The organism is Shewanella sp. MF08487 (assembly GCF_050848685.1).
Taxonomy (GTDB): Bacteria; Pseudomonadota; Gammaproteobacteria; order Enterobacterales; family Shewanellaceae; genus Shewanella; species Shewanella glacialipiscicola.
Genome location: NZ_JBOZPB010000023.1, coordinates 1 through 16,115 on the forward strand (window position 1 = coordinate 1; position 16,115 = coordinate 16,115).

9 protein-coding genes, 10 tRNA genes and 1 pseudogene are annotated in these 16,115 nt (G+C 44.3%); 13 read left to right on the plus strand and 7 right to left on the minus strand.

Going from position 1 to position 16,115, the window contains the following annotated elements; translation table 11 throughout:
- Positions 1 to 144: 144 nt before the first annotated feature.
- The 5 genes from ACRN9H_RS15000 to gltX form a co-directional block, all read right to left on the minus strand.
- Positions 145 to 220 (minus strand) — tRNA-Glu (locus ACRN9H_RS15000).
- A gap of 132 nt (positions 221 to 352) precedes the next feature.
- A tRNA-Ala gene (locus ACRN9H_RS15005) sits at positions 353 to 428 on the minus strand.
- A gap of 103 nt (positions 429 to 531) precedes the next feature.
- Positions 532 to 607: transfer RNA gene (locus ACRN9H_RS15010), tRNA-Glu, on the minus strand.
- Between the two features lie 51 nt (positions 608 to 658).
- A tRNA-Ala gene (locus ACRN9H_RS15015) sits at positions 659 to 734 on the minus strand.
- Between the two features lie 105 nt (positions 735 to 839).
- Positions 840 to 2,249 carry a glutamate--tRNA ligase gene (gltX, locus tag ACRN9H_RS15020; protein WP_432314862.1) on the minus strand — a complete coding sequence of 470 codons (1,410 nt, stop codon included), beginning with the start codon at positions 2,247 to 2,249 and terminating at the stop codon, positions 840 to 842.
- 477 nt (positions 2,250 to 2,726) lie between these two features.
- Here gltX and ACRN9H_RS15025 point away from each other — a divergent pair.
- The 13 genes and pseudogenes from ACRN9H_RS15025 (at position 2,727) to ACRN9H_RS15085 (ending at position 11,702) form a co-directional block, all read left to right on the plus strand.
- Positions 2,727 to 2,802: transfer RNA gene (locus ACRN9H_RS15025), tRNA-Val, on the plus strand.
- Positions 2,803 to 2,848: 46 nt separating this feature from the next.
- Positions 2,849 to 2,924, plus strand: a tRNA-Val gene (locus tag ACRN9H_RS15030).
- Positions 2,925 to 2,967: 43 nt separating this feature from the next.
- Positions 2,968 to 3,043: transfer RNA gene (locus ACRN9H_RS15035), tRNA-Val, on the plus strand.
- A 48-nt stretch (positions 3,044 to 3,091) separates the two neighbouring features.
- Positions 3,092 to 3,167: transfer RNA gene (locus tag ACRN9H_RS15040), tRNA-Val, on the plus strand.
- A gap of 29 nt (positions 3,168 to 3,196) precedes the next feature.
- Positions 3,197 to 3,272 (plus strand) — tRNA-Val (locus ACRN9H_RS15045).
- A 30-nt stretch (positions 3,273 to 3,302) separates the two neighbouring features.
- Positions 3,303 to 3,378: transfer RNA gene (locus ACRN9H_RS15050), tRNA-Val, on the plus strand.
- 169 nt (positions 3,379 to 3,547) lie between these two features.
- Positions 3,548 to 3,766, plus strand: a pseudogene (locus ACRN9H_RS15055) (hypothetical protein).
- A gap of 734 nt (positions 3,767 to 4,500) precedes the next feature.
- Positions 4,501 to 5,520, plus strand: a complete 1,020-nt coding sequence (locus ACRN9H_RS15060; RefSeq protein ID WP_220774824.1) for a TRAP transporter substrate-binding protein — start codon at positions 4,501 to 4,503, stop codon at positions 5,518 to 5,520.
- Positions 5,521 to 5,585: 65 nt separating this feature from the next.
- Complete coding sequence (locus ACRN9H_RS15065; RefSeq protein ID WP_432314864.1) at positions 5,586 to 6,242, plus strand: TRAP transporter small permease; 657 nt, start codon at positions 5,586 to 5,588, stop codon at positions 6,240 to 6,242.
- Positions 6,242 to 7,639, plus strand: coding sequence for a TRAP transporter large permease (locus ACRN9H_RS15070; protein ID WP_220774212.1), 1,398 nt, complete (start codon positions 6,242 to 6,244; stop codon positions 7,637 to 7,639). Before ACRN9H_RS15065 ends, ACRN9H_RS15070 begins: the two co-directional genes overlap by 1 nt.
- A 130-nt stretch (positions 7,640 to 7,769) precedes the next feature.
- Complete coding sequence (locus ACRN9H_RS15075) at positions 7,770 to 9,566, plus strand: sensor histidine kinase (RefSeq protein WP_432314865.1); 1,797 nt, start codon at positions 7,770 to 7,772, stop codon at positions 9,564 to 9,566.
- Between the two features lie 4 nt (positions 9,567 to 9,570).
- Positions 9,571 to 10,950 carry a sigma-54-dependent transcriptional regulator gene (locus ACRN9H_RS15080; RefSeq protein ID WP_220774214.1) on the plus strand — a complete coding sequence of 460 codons (1,380 nt, stop codon included), beginning with the start codon at positions 9,571 to 9,573 and terminating at the stop codon, positions 10,948 to 10,950.
- Positions 10,951 to 11,186: 236 nt separating this feature from the next.
- Positions 11,187 to 11,702 carry a lipocalin family protein gene (locus ACRN9H_RS15085; protein ID WP_220774215.1) on the plus strand — a complete coding sequence of 172 codons (516 nt, stop codon included), beginning with the start codon at positions 11,187 to 11,189 and terminating at the stop codon, positions 11,700 to 11,702.
- 104 nt (positions 11,703 to 11,806) lie between these two features.
- On the opposite strand, the gene ACRN9H_RS15090 is transcribed toward ACRN9H_RS15085, so the two are convergent.
- Together ACRN9H_RS15090 and ACRN9H_RS15095 are read right to left on the minus strand one after the other, a co-directional pair.
- On the minus strand, positions 11,807 to 13,399 hold the full coding sequence (locus ACRN9H_RS15090) for an ABC-F family ATPase (protein WP_220774216.1): 1,593 nt from the start codon (positions 13,397 to 13,399) through the stop codon (positions 11,807 to 11,809).
- Between the two features lie 315 nt (positions 13,400 to 13,714).
- Positions 13,715 to 15,949 carry a heavy metal translocating P-type ATPase gene (locus ACRN9H_RS15095; RefSeq protein ID WP_432314867.1) on the minus strand — a complete coding sequence of 745 codons (2,235 nt, stop codon included), beginning with the start codon at positions 15,947 to 15,949 and terminating at the stop codon, positions 13,715 to 13,717.
- Positions 15,950 to 16,115: the final 166 nt, after the last annotated feature.

Here is a 16,115-nt window from a genome sequence, read left to right on the forward strand (position 1 = left end):
GTCCTAGGCCTCTAGACGAAGGGGACCCGGACTTATGATTTAACTCGTAACCGAGCTTTGTAACACATTCACTTCCGTAGGCTAGGAAGCAAATGCCTTGTTCTTACCAAACAACACGTTAGTTATTCGCTAGGAACCAAAATGTGGTATCCCCTAGGGGATTCGAACCCCTGTTACCGCCGTGAAAGGGCGGTGTCCTAGGCCTCTAGACGAAGGGGACCCGGACATATTAATTTGAACCTAACGTTCCCGTTTAACATCTACGGTCTCATATGCACCCACTTCTAAAGAAATAAAAGTGCCATTGGTGTATTAATTTAAACTTTCGTTTCTGCTTAATAAGGCAGTAAATTGGTGGAGCTACACGGGATCGAACCGTGGACCTCTTGCATGCCATGCAAGCGCTCTCCCAGCTGAGCTATAGCCCCAAATCTTTGTCAACACACTAAGCTTTATCGGCCTGTACATCAGCAGAAATTTAGATTTTGTTCTTATCAAACAACACGTTGTCATTTGCTAGGAACCAATATTTGGTATCCCCTAGGGGATTCGAACCCCTGTTACCGCCGTGAAAGGGCGGTGTCCTAGGCCTCTAGACGAAGGGGACCCGGACATATTAATTTGAACTCACGTTCCTGCTTAACATCTGCAGTAAGTTTGGTGGAGCTACACGGGATCGAACCGTGGACCTCTTGCATGCCATGCAAGCGCTCTCCCAGCTGAGCTATAGCCCCAAACTTATCTAACGACATTTAAGTGCACTGCAAGCATTAGCTCGACTATGTCTCAACTGCGTGGCGCATTCTATGCAGCGCACCTAAAAGTGTCAACTCGTTTTTTTAGGAATTTATTCTATCTGCTACAAATTCAATCGCTTTGGATATTCTTTGTTCAGAACGGCTTCTTCCGATTAAAAATAGCGTGATATCTAAGCCTGGAGACTGCCCTGCCCCTGTTACTGCAACACGTAAAGGCATACCAACCTTACCCATACCCACATCTAATTCAGTTGCAGTATCTTCAATTGCCTGATGAATAGCTTCAGCCGTCCACTCTGTTAATGCAGTTAATTTTTGTTGCACCAGTTGCAATGGCTCTAACGCAACACCGCGTAAATGCTTTTTCGCCTGGGCTTCATCAAACTCGGCAAAGTCCTCATAGAAATAGCGGCTAGATGCAGCTAATTCTTTTAGTGTTTTTGCGCGTTCAGCTAATGCAGTGACCACTTCAGCTAATGCAGGGCCATTTGACAGATCAATTTTTTGATCGTCCATATGCCATTGTAAGTGTGTTGCCACATATTCTGGCGCTAAGCTCTTTATATAGTGTTGGTTGAGCCACACCAGCTTATCGGTATTAAAGGCAGAAGCGGCTTTGTTGATATCACCCAATTTAAAATATTGCTTCATTTCTTCTAATGAGAAAATCTCTTGGTCGCCATGTGACCAACCTAAACGCACTAAATAGTTCAGTAGTGCTTCTGGTAAATAGCCATCGTCACGGTACTGCATTACGCTAACAGCGCCATGGCGCTTAGATAACTTAGCGCCGTCATCACCTAGAATCATCGATACGTGTGCATATTCTGGAATCGGCGCCCCTAATGCTTTAAGGATATTGATTTGACGCGGGGTATTGTTGATATGATCTTCACCACGCACCACACAAGTGATCCCCATATCCCAATCGTCAACCACCACACAGAAGTTATAGGTTGGCACTCCGTCGGTACGGGCGATGATCAAGTCATCTAATGCATCATTTGAAAATTCAATACGGCCACGTACATGGTCGTCAAATACCACTGAACCGCCAATAGGGTTTTTAAAGCGCACCACAAATGGTTCATCGGTGTCACGGACAGGTAAATCACGGCAGCAACCATCGTATTTTTGCGCTTCACCGTTCGCCGCTTGTGTTTCTCTTAAGACATCAATGCGCTCACGTGAACAGTAACATTTATAGGCAGTGCCCTTTTCTAACATTTGCGCAATAATTTCGTTATAACGATCAAAACGCTTAGTTTGGTAGTACGGACCCTCGTCCCAAGTCAAACCTAACCAGTTCATACCTTCTAAAATCGCATCACAGGCAGCTTGAGTCGAACGTTCAATATCAGTGTCTTCGATACGCAGTACAAACTCACCGTTATTTGCACGAGCTTGTAACCAAGAATAAAGTGCAGTACGAGCACCACCAACATGCAAGAAACCTGTAGGACTAGGGGCAAAACGCGTCTTAGTTGTCATAATGGGACACTAACCTATATAAAGTCGTCTAGATAAAGACAATCACGTAAAAGTGGGCTTATTCTAACAGCCAAAGCGAGTGCTGCAAATGGGACAAGTAGGGTCAGTTCACTTATCGCATTAAAATCACTACTCTACATGTTAAATAATCCTGTTGGTGTAGAATTGGCCGTAGAAAAATCTTAGCTATCTGCCTCAGAAGACATCTAAAAAACTGTTCCAGTCCAGCATCGACTTAAACCTCTAATTTAAGTCAGCTGTTAAGCTTTAAATACCGTCCTTAGACAGCGTCACGATTCTATCGAGCCACACAGCCCTTCAATTAAACATCAATAATTGACTAATTAACTAACACTTTGATCCGCAGGATGAATAGCATTAAGTCAATACGAACAAAAATAACGCGACCAATGTTTTTTTCACTAAAAAGCGTTGACACTCGATCGAACCTCCCTATAATACGGCTCCACACAGCGAGGTCGATTAGCTCAGCTGGGAGAGCACCTCCCTTACAAGGAGGGGGTCACTGGTTCGAGCCCAGTATCGACCACCATATTTTTTGCAAAGAATTTATGGTTGTACAAAATAGTTATATCCCAGGTCGCTTAGCTCAGCTGGGAGAGCACCTCCCTTACAAGGAGGGGGTCACTGGTTCGAGCCCAGTAGCGACCACCATATAACATAACTTGATGTACAAAAATGTGTGTAGTCATTCCCAGGTCGCTTAGCTCAGCTGGGAGAGCACCTCCCTTACAAGGAGGGGGTCACTGGTTCGAGCCCAGTAGCGACCACCATTCTTTAGTGAATAATGACTTTCGATTTATCTAGTATCAGAATTCCCAGGTCGCTTAGCTCAGCTGGGAGAGCACCTCCCTTACAAGGAGGGGGTCACTGGTTCGAGCCCAGTAGCGACCACCATAATTCTGAAATACACAGCTTTACCCCCAGGTCGCTTAGCTCAGCTGGGAGAGCACCTCCCTTACAAGGAGGGGGTCACTGGTTCGAGCCCAGTAGCGACCACCATAATTCTGCAATACACAAGCTTTACCCCCAGGTCGCTTAGCTCAGCTGGGAGAGCACCTCCCTTACAAGGAGGGGGTCACTGGTTCGAGCCCAGTAGCGACCACCATATTTATTCCCTATTAAACTTTACCCATATTCTTATTCAACTATGCTTGTTCTCAATCAGCTAGTGGTCAATTTTACTATTCGGCATTTAATCATCTTCTAAATACCGAGTTCAATCGACACTCAGCCTGACTTCAGTTTGCTTTTAGCATTGTTTGGAGATCAATATTATGGCCAGCGTCAGTCAATCAGCTTCTCTTACCAATATTGCCGCTTATTTAAAGCATACCCACGCCTGTGATGAACAAACCGCCCTAAAAGAAGCACAAGAAGTGATGCATAATCTCGTCAACATGCGCTAAAAGGGCTTTATTACTGGCTGGTATTTTGACGAGCAAGGCCATTTAGCACTTTTACCTAGCGATGCCATCCTTAAACGTATCCTTTAAGTGACATGTCTTATACCAATCACATTAAATATCTAATCAGTTCAGAGCCTCACAGGTATTTCAATCCGAGGCGCATTGACGTAGAAATGGTTATTGCCTTTTAAGTCAATGCAGCACTGGAGTGAGATACCTGTGTGGCTCCCGAAGGGTGGCTGATGTTAACTGCATGGCGAAGCGCTTTATACTGCGTTTAAGGCTTTCGACAGAGCACCACTATCCTTTCAAGCCTTCGCCTTGTCTAAAGCGCGTTGAACTCACGCTGAATGAACAGATATTTAATACGATTGATATAACTGCTGAGTTAACGATAGTCACGATTAGCTTACCCATTGTCAGCAGTATTATTTCCTTACTTTGCAGTCACAACCCCAACCTCAGCCTGTGCCTAAGTATGATTTAGCAACATATTTTGATCTATAAATAACAAGCTTTGCTTAATTAGTCGCCATCTTAAAGCGCTATAGAGTAATGACAAACATTTCATTTGGGTGGTTACCCACCCAAACACATTGACATTGTGAGCGAGATCTCACCCACCAAACTAAATGTGTGACACACATCAAATCAACTACACTTTTGCAACCAAACACTTACAGTTTTTGGTGTAAGTTGGCGTAGTATTTGCCTTTAGTAAGACAGACCTCAGGGAAATCAAGGCTGTACTCCTACTCAAACTTGGTAACAAACCAACCAAGACTGAGGACCAATCCTAACAATAGAAAAAGGAACTCAAGATGACATTGAATCAACACACTGAATTTACCCGTCCACTTAAAACCCTCGTTAAAATGCTCGCCGTTGCTTCGGTATTCGCCACCAGTTTTAACGTGTTTGCCGCACCGGTTGAAATTAAGTTTTCGCATGTTGTCGCAGAAAATACCCCTAAAGGCCAAATGGCACTTAAATTTAAAGAACTCGTGGAACAACGTTTGCCAGGTGAGTACACAGTCAATGTATTCCCTAACTCACAGTTATTTGGCGATAACAATGAGTTAGCAGCATTACTGTTAAATGACGTGCAATTTGTCGCGCCTTCACTGTCTAAGTTCGAACGTTACACTAAACGTTTACAAGTATTTGACTTACCATTTCTATTCAATGACATGGATGCAGTTAATCGCTTTCAACAAGGTGAAGCGGGTCAAACTCTTCTAAACTCCATGACACGCAAAGGTATCGTGGGCTTAGGTTATTTACACAATGGTATGAAACAGTTCTCTGCCAACACGCCACTTAAAAATCCTTCTGATGCGAAAGGCTTAAAGTTTCGCGTAATGGCATCGGATGTTCTGGCTGCTCAGTTTGCGGCTATCGACGCCATTCCGGTTAAAAAGCCCTTCTCTGAAGTGTTTACCCTGCTACAAACCCGCGCTATCGATGGTCAAGAAAACACTTGGTCAAATACTTATTCACAAAAATTCTATGAAGTACAAAGCCAAATTACTGAAAGTAATCACGGCGTGCTCGATTATATGGTCGTGACCTCTGATACTTTCTGGAAAGGTTTACCTGCTGATAAACGTAAGATCATCAAAGAAGCCTTAGATGAATCTATCGCACTAGGTAACAAGATTGCCGGAGAAAAAGATGATCAAGATAAGCAGCTAATTCTTGATTCTAAACGTTCACAATTAGTGACGCTATCTCAAGCTGATCGTCAAAAGTGGATTGATGTCATGAAGCCAGTTTGGACTAAGTTTGAAGACGAAATCGGTAAAGATGTGATTGAGGCCGCTGTAGCTGCAAATAAATAATAAATAATAATAAAAATGCCGCTTAAGTTCATTTGAGTTTAAGCGGCTATTTCAGTGAGGGAGTTATGACTGTGATATCACGAATATTTGGTTATTTTGAAGAAGGTGTGCTGAATCTACTGATCACCTTGATGACATTGTTAGTATTTTCGGAAGTAGTCGCACGATTTTTCTTCAATACGGGTTTTCTGTGGATCCAAGAACTCACGTTAACCCTTTGCGGTTGGTTTGTGCTGTTTGGTATGTCCTATGGCGTAAAAGTCGGCGCGCACATTGGGGTGGACGCCTTTGTTAAAAACTTAGCACCTCGCGCCAAAAAGATAACCGCTTTAATTACCGCCTCTGTCTGTATCATTTATTGCGGACTGTTTTTAAAAGGTAGTTGGGATTATTTAAGCCAGATGTACCAAATTGGTGTGCCGATGGAAGATATTAATTTCCCTCAGTTTTTCTTACAAAGTATCGACCCTGACTTCGCCTGGGATGTATTAAAAATTGATATAGAAGATGGTGCGGTTCCCATTTGGTTATCTCAAAGCATCTTGATTATCGGATTCTTAATGTTGACGTGGCGTTTCGTCGAACTTTTTATAGGTATTTTACGCAACCAAATATCAGGCCTCCAATTTGCAGATGAAGCGAAAGAAAGTATGCATTTAATTGATGAAAGCGTGAAACAAACCAATACCACTATTATCTCTGGCGAAAAGGAGATTAAATAATGGCTATTGCGACCCTATTCACCGCCCTATTCGTGTGTATGTTTCTCGGGATGCCCATCGCTATAGCGTTAGGTTTTTCCAGCATGCTCACCATATTATTTTTTTCTAATGACTCTTTAGCCTCAGTTGCGCTGAAATTGTATGAGTCTTCATCAGAGCATTACACTTTACTCGCTATCCCCTTTTTCATTTTATCATCGGCCTTTTTATCAACCGGTGGCGTCGCGCGGCGGATTATTGATTTTGCGATGGACAGTATCGGACATGTCCGCGGTGGCTTAGCTATGGCATCTGTCATGGCATGTATGCTGTTTGCTGCGGTTTCTGGTTCATCACCTGCTACTGTTGCGGCTATCGGTTCTATCGTGATTGTGGGCATGGTTAAAGCGGGGTACCCAGAGAAGTTTGCCGCAGGGGTTATCACCACCTCGGGCACGCTCGGTATCTTAATCCCGCCGTCAATTGTTATGTTGGTATATGCGGCGGCGACAGAAGTATCGGCGGCGAGAATGTTTATGGCAGGTTTAATCCCAGGCTTAATGATGGGATTGATACTGATGATTGTTATCTACATCGTCGCACGTTTCAAAAACTTACCTTCACGCCCTTTTCCGGGCTTTAAAAAACTGGGGATTTCAAGTATCAAAGCTTTGGGTGGATTAGCACTCATCCTTATTGTATTAGGCTCTATCTATGGCGGCGTTGCTAGCCCAACCGAGGCATCGGCCGTAGCCTGTGTATATGCTTACTTTATTGCGGTATTTGGTTATCGTGATATCGGCCCATTAAAAGATGTAGCTTGGCGTAATGAAGGTGAAAATATCGCCAAAGCGACTGCGCGCAATTTAGGTTATATGGTATTAGGGTTAATAAAAACACCCGTTAACAAAGACATCCGCAACGTTGTACGTGATGGTGCTAAGGTTAGTATCATGCTGCTGTTTATCATCGCTAACGCTATGCTATTTGCGCATGTATTAACCACAGAACGTATCCCTCACATTATTGCTGAGTATATTGTTAGCATGGGTTTACCCGCCTGGGGATTCCTGATCATCGTTAACTTACTGTTGCTTGCTGCCGGTAACTTTATGGAACCCTCGGCGATTGTACTTATTATGGCGCCGATCCTCTTCCCTATCGCAACTCAATTAGGCATAGATCCTATTCACTTAGGTATTATCATGGTGGTTAACATGGAGATAGGTATGCTCACGCCGCCGGTGGGGCTTAACCTCTTTGTGACTGCGGGTATCACCGGGCATAGTATTGGCTGGGTGATTAAGTCAGTACTGCCGTGGTTAGTGGTGATGTTGGCTTTCTTAATCCTTATCACTTACGTGCCACAAATTTCACTTTTCTTACCTGAATGGTTAGATTCAATGCGTGGTTATTAGCCTACAGTTCAAGGTTATGACATTAACCCTTGATTACCGCTAATTTTTAAGCGAGCCTAACCTGGCTCGCTTTCTTTTTATAGCAAACCGTATCCGATATTAATGCCCGTGTTTTACCAGGATAGACACCATGTTACCCATGACCCCTAAGGCCAAAAAACGCCTATTTTTGACTATAGTCCTGCTGGTAGGCTTACTTTTAACGCTAAAACTGACCTATTGGGTACATTTACATCAGGGTAAAATTGATATTCAAGCTCAATCAGAAAAACAACTGAAGGAGTTAGTCAGTTTTCTTGATGGCTCATTATCGCGCTACGAAAGCATTCCCCACGTGTTGTCTACCAATCCTATGCTAGCCAATGTACTGAACGATCAACAAAACTCTAGTAAGATCCAAGAACTCAATTTATATCTGGAAGAAATTCAACATGTCACTGAAGCATCGGATATTTATCTTATCGATGAGCAAGGGGTCGCGATTGCCGCCAGTAACTGGCAACAGAGTTTCTCCTTTATCGGTAAAAACTATTCCTTTAGACCCTATTACAGCGATGCAATTTCAGGCAATTTAGGCCGTTATTATGCCGTGGGTACCAGCTCTGATAAGCGCGGATTTTACTTTTCCTACCCGATTTATCAGCAAGGGGGTAAAGAGATACTCGGCGCGATAATCGTTAAAGTGGATATAAGTGGTATCGAGCAGCAAAGCACGAGTATTGCTATCGCAGGCCAATATCAATTCCTTATCAGCGATCCCGAAGATATTGTGTTTATCTCTAGCGTCGATGCATGGCGTTTAAAATCTCTGACGCCATTGACTGAGATAAAACAGCATACTCTGGATACATCCAAGCGTTACGCTGCGCGCCCGATTGGCGAGCTATTAATTAAACCAGCCTATGAGAGTGGTCGTCAGGCGATGATTTACCAACTGCAAACGGGTAACAAGCATGAACAATATATGGATAATCACCAACAAATGTCTAAAGCCGGTTGGCAAGTGCATATATTCGCGCCGATTAATCCGCTGATGACCTCTTTACCTGCACTGATGCTACTCAGTGCCAGTATTTACCTGTTACTGGCACTGAGTATCTTATTTAGCGCCGAACGCCGCCGTAACTTACACCGTATGCAATTGGCTCAGAGCCTATTAGAGCAAAGAGTTGAAGAACGCACTCAAGACCTGCAGCAAGCCAACCATCAACTCAAAGACACTCAAGACGAACTGATCCAAGCGGCAAAACTCACTGTAATAGGCAGTTTAGCCGCCAGCATTAACCATGAACTAAACCAACCTCTCGCTGCTATTCGCAGTTATGCCCAGAATACTCAAACTTTCCTAGCCCGTAATATGCAAGATAAAGCCCTCGATAATATCAAGATAATTATTGAGCTGACCGATAGACTGGCCGATATTGTGGGACAATTTAAAAGCTTTACTCGCAAAAGCCAAGGCACAGATAGCGCCACCGATATTGGCCGTTGCCTAAAACAAGCACTGACCATAGTTCAGCCCGCAATAGACAAGCAAGGTGTTGAATTAGACGTGCAGTTACCCAGCGGTAATTATCAAGTGTGGGGCGATAAAGTCAGACTACAACAAGTATTTGTCAACATTATGAGTAACGCGGTTGTCGCGATGCAACAATCGGTAAAACGCCAGTTAATCATTCGTGTAACTGGCGAAGATAAATTCTGCATCAGTATTCAAGACACAGGTCCTGGCGTGCGTGAAAGCCAAATCGAAAAAATATTTGAGCCCTATTTTACCACCAGTGAACGTCACGGCCTTGGCTTGGGTTTATCGATTTCACAACGTATTATCGAATCAATGCAAGGCCAGATTAACGTGGCTAATGCCGAAGATGGCGGCGCCATTTTCCAGATTATTTTACCTATTTATTTGCTCGAGGAACGTTAGTCTCATGAGTGTGCTCAATTCAATCCAAGATTATTCTGTTCTCATCGTTGACGATGAGCCGCACATAGGCACAGTTCTAGTTCAACTGTTTGAACTAGAAGGTATTAAAGCGATTGCGACTACAGAGCCTAAAGGTATCGCTAAGCTTTTGCATAAAGATTGGGCCGGCATGGTGATATCAGATGTCAACATGCCGCACTTAGACGGCATCAATTTAATGCAGCAAATCCGCCTACAAGACCCTGATCTACCCGTAGTACTACTGACTGGCTTTGGCGATATCGCCATGGCGGTCAATGCGTTAAAGCAAGGCGCCTACGACTTTCTTGAAAAACCCTTTAATAATGAACATATTCTCGACGTAGTCAAACGCGCCCTAGATAAACGTAGCTTAACCTTAGAAAACCGTAAGCTCAAAAAGGATCTCGAGAGCCAGAGCGTGCCGGGGCCACGCATTTTAGGCAACAGTGTCGGCATTAACCGCATGCGCCATATTATTACTCAAGTGATAGACACCCCAGCCGACGTATTAATTGAAGGCGAAACGGGCACAGGTAAAGAGCTCGTCGCCCGTTATCTGCATGATCATAGCAGCCGTAACCAAGCTAACTTTGTTGCTATCAACTGTGGGGCTATTCCCGAAAACCTGATTGAAAGTGAACTTTTTGGCGCTGAAGCCGGCGCCTTTACCGGCGTAGACAAGATGCGCATTGGTAAATTTGAATATGCCAATGGCGGCACGTTATTTTTAGATGAGATTGAAAGTACGCCACTGTCACTACAAATAAAGCTGCTACGAGTACTTGAGGATCGTAAGGTTGAACGCTTAGGTTCCAATAAAAGCATCAGCTTAGATATACGCGTGATAGCGGCCACAAAAGTGGATTTAAAAAGCCTGTGTGATACGGGGGAATTTCGTCAGGATTTACTGTATCGCTTAAATCTAGTGACAGTGCCCATTCCACCATTAAGAGATCGCCGTGAAGACATTCCGTTGTTATTCCTACATTTTGCCCGTGTTGCGTCAGCGCGCTATCACAAAGCGCTCATCGCCTTAAATGCCGAACAAAATGCCATACTCACCTCCCACGATTGGCCAGGCAATGTACGTGAGTTACGTAACCTAGCAGAACGCTTTGTGCTATTAGGCGGAGAAGCGGCCTTTGCCGGCACGTTGGGCAATACGCCCAGTTTGCACTCAAGCATGTCCTTACTTCAAAGAGTCGAGTTTTTTGAGCGCGTATTAATTGAAGAAGCGCTCAGTCATAACAAGGGCAGTATTAAGCTGACGATGGAACAACTTGAACTACCGCGTAAAACCCTCTACGACAAAATGCGAAAATACGATTTAGACCGCAAGCAATACATTAATTCAGATGATTAAGCTGAGCCGTATTTATAGTGTTATGTGTAATCTCCATAATAACGTTACAGTACAGGGGGATTAATCAGTTATTCACTGATTCTGATTGAAGAGTTAACAGATAGTATGACAATCAATGCTTTTTACGTATAAAGGTAGGTTTTAAAAACGCGTATCAATCCGGCTCTGCGATGGCTAAATACACCATCGGAATGATCCATAAATCTACAATGAACACTTTGTATTCGGAGGCAAAATTGAAAAAACTATTATTAGTCATCAGTGTCTTTTTACTGAGCGGTTGCTTAGGTATGCCCAAATATGTTGAACCCGTAAATAATTTTGAGCTGAATCGATATTTGGGTAAATGGTACGAGATAGCACGATTAGATCATTCATTTGAAAGAGGGTTAAGCCAAGTTAGCGCCGAATATAGCCTAAAAGATGATGGCGGCGTGATGGTGATTAACCGTGGTTTTTCAACCGAAAAAAATGCATGGAAAGAAGCCGAAGGTAAAGCCTATTTTGTTAATGGCGATACTGAAGGCTATTTAAAAGTCTCCTTCTTTGGGCCATTTTATGGCTCCTATGTGGTCTTCGAATTAGATCATGAAAACTACCAATATGCTTTTATATCGGGGCCTGACACAGATTATTTGTGGTTACTGGCAAGAACACCGACTGTGCCAGCAGAAGTACTGCAAAAGTTTGTTGATATGTCAAAAGCGCGCGGTTTTAATACTGACGACTTAATTTACGTACAACAAAAATAATGCTAACCCATAACGAGAATTAAGCAGAAAACAGAGACAAAAACGCCGCAATTTATTGCGGCGTTTTTAGATTAGCAGCGCTTAATATCGCAGACTAATCAATCTTATAATTCAATCCCTTTACTGGCAAGGAACTCATCGTAACTGCCTCTGAAATCATTCACGCCTTTGTGAGTCACTTCAAGAATACGGTTCGCCAGTGACGATACAAATGCACGGTCATGACTCACGAAAATCAATGTGCCTTCGTACATTTCTAACGCGTTGTTCAATGACTCAATGGATTCCATATCCATATGGTTGGTCGGTTCATCGAGTACCAGAATGTTGGCTTTTTGCATGATGAGCTTGCCAAATAACATGCGGCCCTTCTCACCACCCGATAACACTTTGACTGACTTTTTAATGTCGTCAGATCCAAACAACATACGGCCTAAAATAGCGCGTACTGATTGGTCATCATCTTCAGGTTTACGCCATTGGCTCATCCACTCGAACAGAGTCATATCGTTTGCGAAATCAGACTCATGGTCCTGCGCATAATAACCAATGTTAGCGTTTTCAGACCATTGAATAGTACCGCTATCCTGTGGAATATCATGGATCAAAGTTCGTAACAGCGTTGTTTTACCCACACCATTTTCACCCAATACCGCAATACGCTCACCCACTTCAACAATCAAGTTTAAGTCTTTGAACAGTGGCGTATCGTAGCCTTTAGTTAATTGCTCAACCACTAAGGCATTACGGAATAATTTCTTTTCTTGCTCAAAACGAATGAACGGGTTCACACGGCTAGAGGCTTTAATATCATCTAACTTAATTTTGTCGATTTGACGGGCACGTGATGTAGCCTGTTTCGCCTTAGATGCGTTCGCAGAGAAGCGCGCTACGAAGGTTTGCAGCTCAGAAATCTGGGCTTTTTTCTTGGCATTATCAGACAATAAACGCTCGCGAGCTTGAGTTGCCGCCTGCATATATTCGTCGTAGTTACCAGGATAAACGCGCAGCTCGCCGTAATCTAAGTCAGCCATATGAGTACAGACTGAGTTTAAGAAATATCTATCGTGCGAAATGATCACCATAGTGCTGTTACGTTGATTCAGCATGTCCTGTAACCAACGAATTGTGTCGATGTCCAAGTTGTTGGTCGGTTCGTCAAGTAGCAGCACATCAGGATCAGAGAACAACGCCTGTGCTAACAATACTCGCAGTTTCAAACCTGGAGCGATTTCTGACATCAAACCAAAATGGGTTTCGATGCTAATACCCACACCCAGCAGCAATTCGCCTGCACGAGATTCGGCGGTATAACCGTCCATCTCAGCAAAGTCCATCTCAAGGTTAGCCACGGTAATGCCGTCTTCTTCACTCATTTCAGGTAAAGAATAAATACGGTCACGCTCTTGCTTAACCTTCCACAGTTCGCGGTGGCCCATGATCACAGTATCAATCAGGTTGAACTCTTCATAACCGAACTGGTTCTGGCTTAATTTACCCAGACGCTCATTGACATCTAACGAAACGTTACCGCTGCTAGGGTCTAGATCACCACACAGGATCTTCATGAAGGTCGATTTACCACAGCCATTCGCGCCGATAAGACCGTAACGGTTACCTCCGCCAAATTTAACTGAGATGTTTTCAAACAGTGGCTTAGCGCCGAACTGCATGGTGATATTTGCTGTTGTGATCAAAATGAACTTCCAAATCGAGTAATGTTGGCCTAGCCAGCTGGCGCCGCTTAAAAATAAGCATAAACCTAATAACGCTATGCCGAAGGGGTAAAAATAAACGTGGCACTATAGCAGTTTGGGCTAAATTATCAACTACCAAGGCAGTATTAGCCTTTAACGCTAATACTGCCATTGCCACTTAATATCGATGTTAAGAAACTGAACACGCTTAATATATTAGCTAATTTTCAATAAGTTAGATCTATTTACCTATGGTAGCACTCAGGCTGGCGTCGAAAATAACTCCAACGCCAAGACTGAACGTTAATCGCCCGCTTATAACTTCTGCCGTCTTAAACGATTAGCGTTAGTCACGACGGTTAACGAAGACAACGCCATAGCCGCCCCCGCAATCACGGGGCTTAACAGCATACCGGTTAACGGATAAAGCACACCTGCGGCAATGGGAATGCCTAAACTGTTATACACAAAGGCGCCAAATAGGTTCTGTTTGATATTGGTAATAGTTGCCCGAGACAGCGCCAATATGTGAGCAATCACGATTAACTGTGGTGATAATAAGGTCATATCCGCGCTTTCAATCGCCACCTCAGTGCCCGATCCCATCGCGATGCCCACATCGGCGCTCATTAAAGCTGGCGCGTCGTTAATGCCATCACCTACCATAGCAACCACATGCCCTTGCTTTTGCAAATCCTTCACATGCTGTTGTTTTTGCTCGGGTAGTACACCTGCTATCACTTCACTGATACCCACTTGGCTTGCCACCGCCTGCGCCGTTTGTGGGTTATCACCGGTCAATAACACCACGCGAATCCCACTTTGCAGCATAGCTGCAATCGCCGCTTTAGCATCGGGTTTAATCGGATCGGCCAGTGCGATAGTGGCCACTAACGTACCTGCCCTTGCGACGTAAATGGGGGTTTTGCCTTGATTTGCAAAACTTAAGGTTGCTTGCGGGTCTAACGCACTGCCATCAGGATTAACAATGTCCAATTCCGTCATCAAGGCAAGATTACCAATAGCAAAATGAGCACTATCAACTTCGCCGGTAATGCCTTTACCTTGATGGTTAATAAAACTTTGGGTATCCGGTAATTGCGATAGCGATTCCTTGGCATAATTGACAATAGCACTGGCCAATGGGTGCTCTGAATGTTGTTCAAGACTCGCAATCGCAGCGAGTAATTGCGTTTGTTCCGCATTATCTAGTGTTTGAACTAAGGTAAAGTCCGTCACTTGCGGTTTGCCTAACGTCACGGTGCCTGTTTTATCAAGCACAACGCAATCGACCTTACTTGCTGTTTGCAGCGCCTCACCATTTTTGACTAATACACCCATTTGAGCTGCGCGGCCAACGGCCACCATAATCGACATGGGTGTTGCCAGTCCAAGCGCACAAGGACAAGCAATAATCAGCACACTGGTCAGCACCACTAGCGCATGACTCAAGGCTGGCGCTGGACCTACAAAATACCAAATCGCGGCAGCAAGAAGGGCGATGATAACGACTGTCGGTACAAATACGGCTGAAATTTTATCGGCCAACCGACCTATGGGTAACTTAGAGGTTTGCGCCTGTTGTACCAGCGCAATAATTTTGGCAAGCCTAGTATCCTGCTGACCTGCTGTTACTCGATAAACTAAGCTGCCGTTCCCATTGACTGTACCTGCACTTAAGCTATCTCCGCGATTTTTAAGCACGGGAATAGGCTCGCCCGTCAACATGGCTTCATCTAATAAGGATTGCCCTGTTTCAACAACACCATCGAGGGCCACTCTATCCCCAGGACGTAAGCGCAACTTATCGCCAAGCTTAAGCTGACTTATTTCAACCTGTTCATCACCGTTGTCGCTAATACGGATAGCCGTAGTCGATTGTAATCCGAGTAATCGCTGCACTGCTTCGCTCGTTTTTCCGCGCGCTTTGAGCTCAAATCCGTGGCCTAAGTTAATTAATCCTAAAATCATCACACTCGCTTCAAAATACACATGGCGAGTCTCCATAGGAAAAGCACTTGGCATAATCACTACCAGCATGGAATACGCCCATGCTGTACTAGTACCGAGCACGATTAAGGTATCCATATTGGTCGTTTTGGCTTTAAGCGCCCGCCACATACCTTGATAGAAATGCCCACCCGTCGTCACCAGTAAAGCCAACGTCACCAGTCCCATGATGCCCCAGCCAAGTTGCATACTCGGGCTGTTGATCATCATTTCACCGCCCAGTAATCCCCATAACATCATAGGCATACCAACCGCGAGCGCCGCTATCGCTTGGCGCATTCGCAACCGATACTCAGCGGCATCGGCGATGCGTTTATCTTCGGCGGCGGCCTTAGCATCAACCACCACCTGTGCAGGAAACCCCGCATTGGTCATTACAGCTAACGCCGTATCAACATTCATGTTGCCGTCTACGGTCACTTGCTTATCGGCGAGGTTAACCCGCGCCTCGACGCCCTCTTGAGCGGCAAGTGCCTTTTCAATTTTCGCCACGCAGCCTGCACAATTCATATTGGCGACATAGAGCCTGATCAGAGCCATAAAATATTCCTTAGTTGAACTTTTACGCGATAAGCTTAAGATAAAGTCTCCCATGACAGGAGAGTCAAGCATCAATTGATTGAATGTGATAGCGGTAACCATTTACCCTTAAAAAGATAAGTAAAACGCGGCGTTAACCCATCCTAGCGCTTATCGTCGTGGTCAT